The following is a 4530-nucleotide window of genomic DNA, read 5'->3' on the forward strand; positions in this document are numbered from 1 at the left end:
CCCGGCCTATGTGGTGATCAAGGCCGCCGATCAGTTCCACACCAAGACCACCCGGCCGAACGAGATGTGGCAGACCGACTTCACCTACTTCAAGATTATCGGGTGGGGCTGGATGTACCTGTCGACCGTGCTCGACGACTTCTCACGCTACATCATCGCCTGGAAGCTGTGCACCAACATGCGCGCCGAGGACGTGACCGACACGCTGGACATGGCACTGGCCGCATCGGGCTGCGACAGCGCCACGGTGCTGCACAAGCCAAGGCTGCTGTCGGACAATGGCCCCAGCTACATCGCCGGCGAACTGGCGGAATACATCGAGGCCCAGAAGATGAGCCATGTGCGCGGTGCCCCGCTACACCCGCAGACCCAGGGCAAGATCGAGCGCTGGCATCAGACCCTGAAAAACCGCATCCTGCTGGAAAACTACTTCCTGCCCGGCGACCTCGAGGCCCGGATCGAGGCCTTCGTCGAGCACTACAACCACCAGCGTTACCACGAGAGCCTCAGCAACGTGACGCCCGCCGATGCCTACTTCGGTAGGGCACCCGCCATCATCAAACAACGCGAAAGGATCAAACGACAGACCATCGAATATCGACGCTTGCAACACCGCAAGCTCGCCGCATAACATCAACCCCGAGACGAGGCCCGCACTCCGCTAATTTACGCCGCGAGTTGTGCCGAATGTTCTGACGACGGACACTCTATGTCACGCTCGAAGGTCCGCATCGGCCTGCGCGAGTTCACGGAAATACTGGCTGGGCTAAGGACGCTCGAGGACAACGGCGCGAAAAATGTCGAGGCGGCACGAAAACTGCCGAGAGAGCCGAGTTCGGTGCAGGGTTACATCCTTCGCAACCTGATGGAGGGCCGGTTACCCTCGTCCATCGATGTTGTTAAGACCGGCGAGGACGACAGCGACGACTGGGTCGAGATCAACTTCGGCGACATCGATCCCGCGATCTCGCCGCTGAGGTAGCACTTGCCGGAAGTCATCGCCGGGATGAGGATGGCCGCGCCGGATAATCGAGGGGTGTGAATGGCGACGATCGAGATCTACGCAAAGCCATCGAACCTCTACCGATACAGGCCGCTTGGCTCGAAGCTGGACCAGGAGATAAGCGCGCTTCTCGGCGGCTACATCTTCTGTCCGCTCTTCTCCGAGATGAACGACCCCATGGAGGGCTCGCACCGCCTATCTCAGCGCTTCTCCGGTGGACCCCCGGACAGCAAGCGGCAGGAGGCCGTCGACGACGCGCTCGCCACCACCGGGATCGCGTCGATGTCCGAGGTCTCGGACCACGAGCCGATGTGGGCGCACTACGCCGACCAGTTCGGCGGGATGTGCGTGCAATACAACGTCAACGCCCTCCTGCGCGGGCTCGACGACACGGTCGCTATCACCAGGATGATCTACTCCGAGCTCGAGCCGATCCTGGCGATGGACCGCAGCACCCCCACCGAGAAGGCGCGTCACTGCCTGTCGAGCAAGACGGTGCGCTGGGCGAGCGAACGCGAATGGCGGATCTTCCGGGACGGGCGTGGCCAGGCGTCCTACGGCCGGGCGGCCGCCGTCAGGAAGATCCTTCTGGGATCGCGCACAAGTCCAGCCGGACAGGGCAGGCTCGTCGAGGTGGGACAGCAGCTGCAGGTGCAGGTGTCGGTCATGAAGGTGGAAGCCTATTCCATGCAGTTCACCACGCTCTACCAGCCGCCCAAGAAGGAAGCGCGAAAGAGTTGACCTGACTGTCCGCGTCTTCCGCCAGGGCAGCCGATAACTGACAGTCCGCTGTCGGCCCATGAGCCGGTGGGCAGGTACTGGCATCAGCTGCCGGTCAGGAATGCGCCCATGATTGGACGTTTCAGACGGCGTCCGTACGAGCCGAAAACTGCCGTTTGCTCGTGCGGTCGAGATCGCCTCGAGAACGACGGCCATTGAGACAAAGCGGTCGATCCGGCGGGTCAGCTCGATCGTTCACCCCTACCATAATCGGCGGCCGTGTACCCCCAGGCTTGAAGCCGTGCGGTGCGCCTTGAGATAGGTTGTGACGGTCCCCCGGTTTCTCATCCGGGCGTGATGCGAGCTTCCGGCTTGCATGACGGTCCCCCGGTTTCTCATCCGGGCGTGATGCGAGCTTCCGGCTTGCATCCGCCGGGGTTAACCCCGGCGGATGCAGCATATTCAGCTGGCGTCAGCCAGCCAAGAGCCGTGTGAGGACGGCTCTCGTTATAGTCCCGCCGCCAAGCCTCGATCTTGATCCGGGCATCGGCCAGCGACAGGAACCAGTGGCTGTTCAGGCACTCGTCGCGCAGGCGACCATTGAAGCTTTCGACGAAGGCGTTGTCGGTAGGCTTGCCCGGCCGCGAAAAGTCGAGCGTGACGCCGTTTTCATAGGCCCAGCGGTCGAGCGCCTTCGAGATGAACTCCGGCCCATTGTCCACCCTGATGGTCTTCGGCGCACCACGCACCGAAGCGATCCGCGCCATCGCGGTCACCACCTGCTCGCCCTTGATGCCCTGGTCGACGTCGATCGCCAGAGCCTCGCGCGTGAAGGCGTCGACCACCGTTAGCGCTCGCAGCCGGCGACCGTCGAACAGCGCGTCCGAGACGAAGTCCATCGACCACATCTCGTTCGGCGCCGATGCCGCCGGCTGGCGCTCGCGGTTCGCGGCGCTGACGTTGCGGCGGGGCCGCCTGAGCCGAAGGCTCAATCCATCCTCCCGATACAGCCGGTACACACGCTTGTGGTTCACGAGCCAGCCTTCCCGCCGCAGTAGAATATAGATCCGGAAATAGCCGTAGCGCACCCGTGCCGCTGCCAGATCGCGGATGCGCAGCCGCAGAGGAGCCTGGTCTGGCTTGTGCGACACGTAGCGCACCGACGAGCGGTCGACGCCGAGCGCGAGGCAACTGCGCCGCTCGCTGATGCCATGGGACGCCTGGACGTGCGCGACAATCTCGCGCCGCCGCCCAGGCGTCAGAGCTTTTTTGCGAGCACGTCCTGCAGGATGTGCTTGTCGAGGCTCAGGTCCGCGACGAGCTGCTTCAACTTGCGGTTCTCGTCCTCGAGCTGCTTCACCCGCCGCAACTCGCCCACGCCCAGCCCGCCATACACCTTCTTCCAGCGGTAGAACGTCTGCTCGGATACCCCTATCCGCCGGATCACCTCCGCCACCGGCGTGCCGGTCTCCGCTTGCTTCAGCGCGAACGCGATCTGCTCTTCCGTGTACCTCGACTTCTTCATGTCCCAGCTCCTTGCACACAGGCTTTAAAGGGCCGGAAAACTCTCACTCAGCTTGGATGAAAAAACAGGGAGAACGTCAGTTGCGTCGATCATGACCGTCTTCGGTTCGGCACCGACCGCAGCCAGACCAGACGATGCCAGGCGCACAGTATTTCGGTGGTGAGGTCGGTGCTGAACGAGCTAGCAACAGCGGTCATCAGCTCGGCGACGCCGTTCTCACGTTCGCGTTGCCGGAAAGGAGCTGATAGGCCGAGACTGCGACGTAGCGACGATTGGACGCTTTCGCGATCGAGAATTTCGCCCTCGATCAGTGAGGTGTCGATCGCCTCTTCCTCGAAGAGGTCGATTTTAATCGCTGTCTTGCGATCTTCGGGAAGATGATGGATCGTTCCGACGGCGACGCCGCTGAGATGAAGATAACGGTCCTCAAGCCCGCGGAGCGCGGGAACGTTTTAGTTTAGGCTGGGCCATTCCGGCTGTTCCCAGATCCACTGCGTCATCGGATAACCTCTCTATTCCTCATGCATCGCGGCACTATACGAGGAATGGAAGCCATTCTATTCCTCACGAGTGGCGGGCATTCTTTACCGAACGGCATAAGAAAACCCGCCTCGGCGCATCGCCGGGCGGGCCTATTCTGGTTAGCGTGGATGGTCTCAGGCGGCCAGACGGTTACGCCGCACGAGTGAGGCACATGCGAGATCCTCAATGCGTGTGAGGCCGGCGACCCGAACACGGCCACCGCGCAGCTGGCGCTCAGGCAGTCCGGTGCGCGGGTTGCGATCCACCCAGACGTTCGTCGGGATGCCGTCGGCCCAGTCGGCCCAGTCGGCGCAAGTGGCATTGACGTTGTCGGCGAAACGGATGCGGCTCCGGCCCTGGGTGATGGTGAAATTGTCGCGCAGATCCCGGGCGTATCGGCCGATGCCGGGCATGATGTCGCTCCGTTGCAGAGGGATACCCCTCAGCGGACCGTCCAACGCTAGCCAATCGGTAACACAGCAAATGCAAAGCTGATCGGACCAATCCCATCCACCGTCAACCGTTTACATCGTGGAGGCTTCCCCGGCCGCAGTCACGCTTTTACGGAAGTGGTGTAGTTGCCTTTCACGCGTTGATCGCGGTGGTACCCGCGAACAGATGACCGCTCCTGGATGTTCCCCGTCAGCGCCAATGGCACAGATTTGAGGTTGTGAATTAAGGAGTGTTGGGGCTTCGTCGTAGTGACGAAGGAACGAAGATGAAGCCCCAACACTCCTTGAAAAAATCGCCTGCCAAGGCC

6 protein-coding genes are annotated in these 4530 nt (G+C 62.1%); 3 read left to right on the forward strand and 3 right to left on the reverse strand.

Going from position 1 to position 4530, the window contains the following annotated elements; translation table 11 throughout:
• The 3 genes from CA236_RS18435 to CA236_RS18445 all read left to right on the forward strand — a co-directional run.
• A partial coding sequence (locus CA236_RS18435; protein ID WP_164518994.1) for a DDE-type integrase/transposase/recombinase occupies positions 1–631 on the forward strand: 631 nt, incomplete at its 5' end.
• A gap of 78 nt (positions 632–709) precedes the next feature.
• On the forward strand, positions 710–982 hold the full coding sequence (locus CA236_RS18440; protein ID WP_206430627.1) for a hypothetical protein: 273 nt from the start codon (positions 710–712) through the stop codon (positions 980–982).
• Positions 983–1042: 60 nt separating this feature from the next.
• The gene (locus tag CA236_RS18445) at positions 1043–1744 is read left to right on the forward strand and encodes a DUF2971 domain-containing protein (protein ID WP_125946701.1); all 702 of its coding nucleotides are present in this window, start codon (positions 1043–1045) and stop codon (positions 1742–1744) included.
• Positions 1745–2118: 374 nt separating this feature from the next.
• On the opposite strand, the gene CA236_RS18450 is transcribed toward CA236_RS18445, so the two are convergent.
• The 3 genes from CA236_RS18450 to CA236_RS19000 all read right to left on the reverse strand — a co-directional run.
• Positions 2119–3248 (reverse strand): IS3 family transposase gene (locus tag CA236_RS18450; RefSeq protein ID WP_125946702.1). Its coding sequence is split into 2 segments (ribosomal slippage): positions 2119–2996 and positions 2996–3248, totalling 1131 coding nucleotides; the frame shifts between segments, so codons are not numbered across the junction.
• Positions 3249–3904: 656 nt separating this feature from the next.
• Positions 3905–4183, reverse strand: coding sequence for a hypothetical protein (locus CA236_RS18460; protein ID WP_125946703.1), 279 nt, complete (start codon positions 4181–4183; stop codon positions 3905–3907).
• A 140-nt stretch (positions 4184–4323) separates the two neighbouring features.
• Positions 4324–4530: hypothetical protein (locus tag CA236_RS19000; protein WP_206430628.1), on the reverse strand; the 207-nt coding region annotated here is incomplete at its 5' end.

The organism is Sphingomonas sp. ABOLG, assembly GCF_003950435.1.
Classification (GTDB): Bacteria; Pseudomonadota; Alphaproteobacteria; order Sphingomonadales; family Sphingomonadaceae; genus Sphingomonas; species Sphingomonas panaciterrae.

Excerpts from the sequence above, each read along its gene's own strand:
- CA236_RS18440 (WP_206430627.1), top strand. The coding sequence starts at position 710 with ATGTCACGCTCGAAGGTCCGCATCGGCCTGCGCGAGTTCACGGAAATA.
- CA236_RS18445 (WP_125946701.1), top strand. The coding sequence starts at position 1,043 with ATGGCGACGATCGAGATCTACGCAAAGCCATCGAACCTCTACCGATAC.
- CA236_RS18460 (WP_125946703.1), bottom strand. The coding sequence starts at position 4,183 with ATGCCCGGCATCGGCCGATACGCCCGGGATCTGCGCGACAATTTCACC.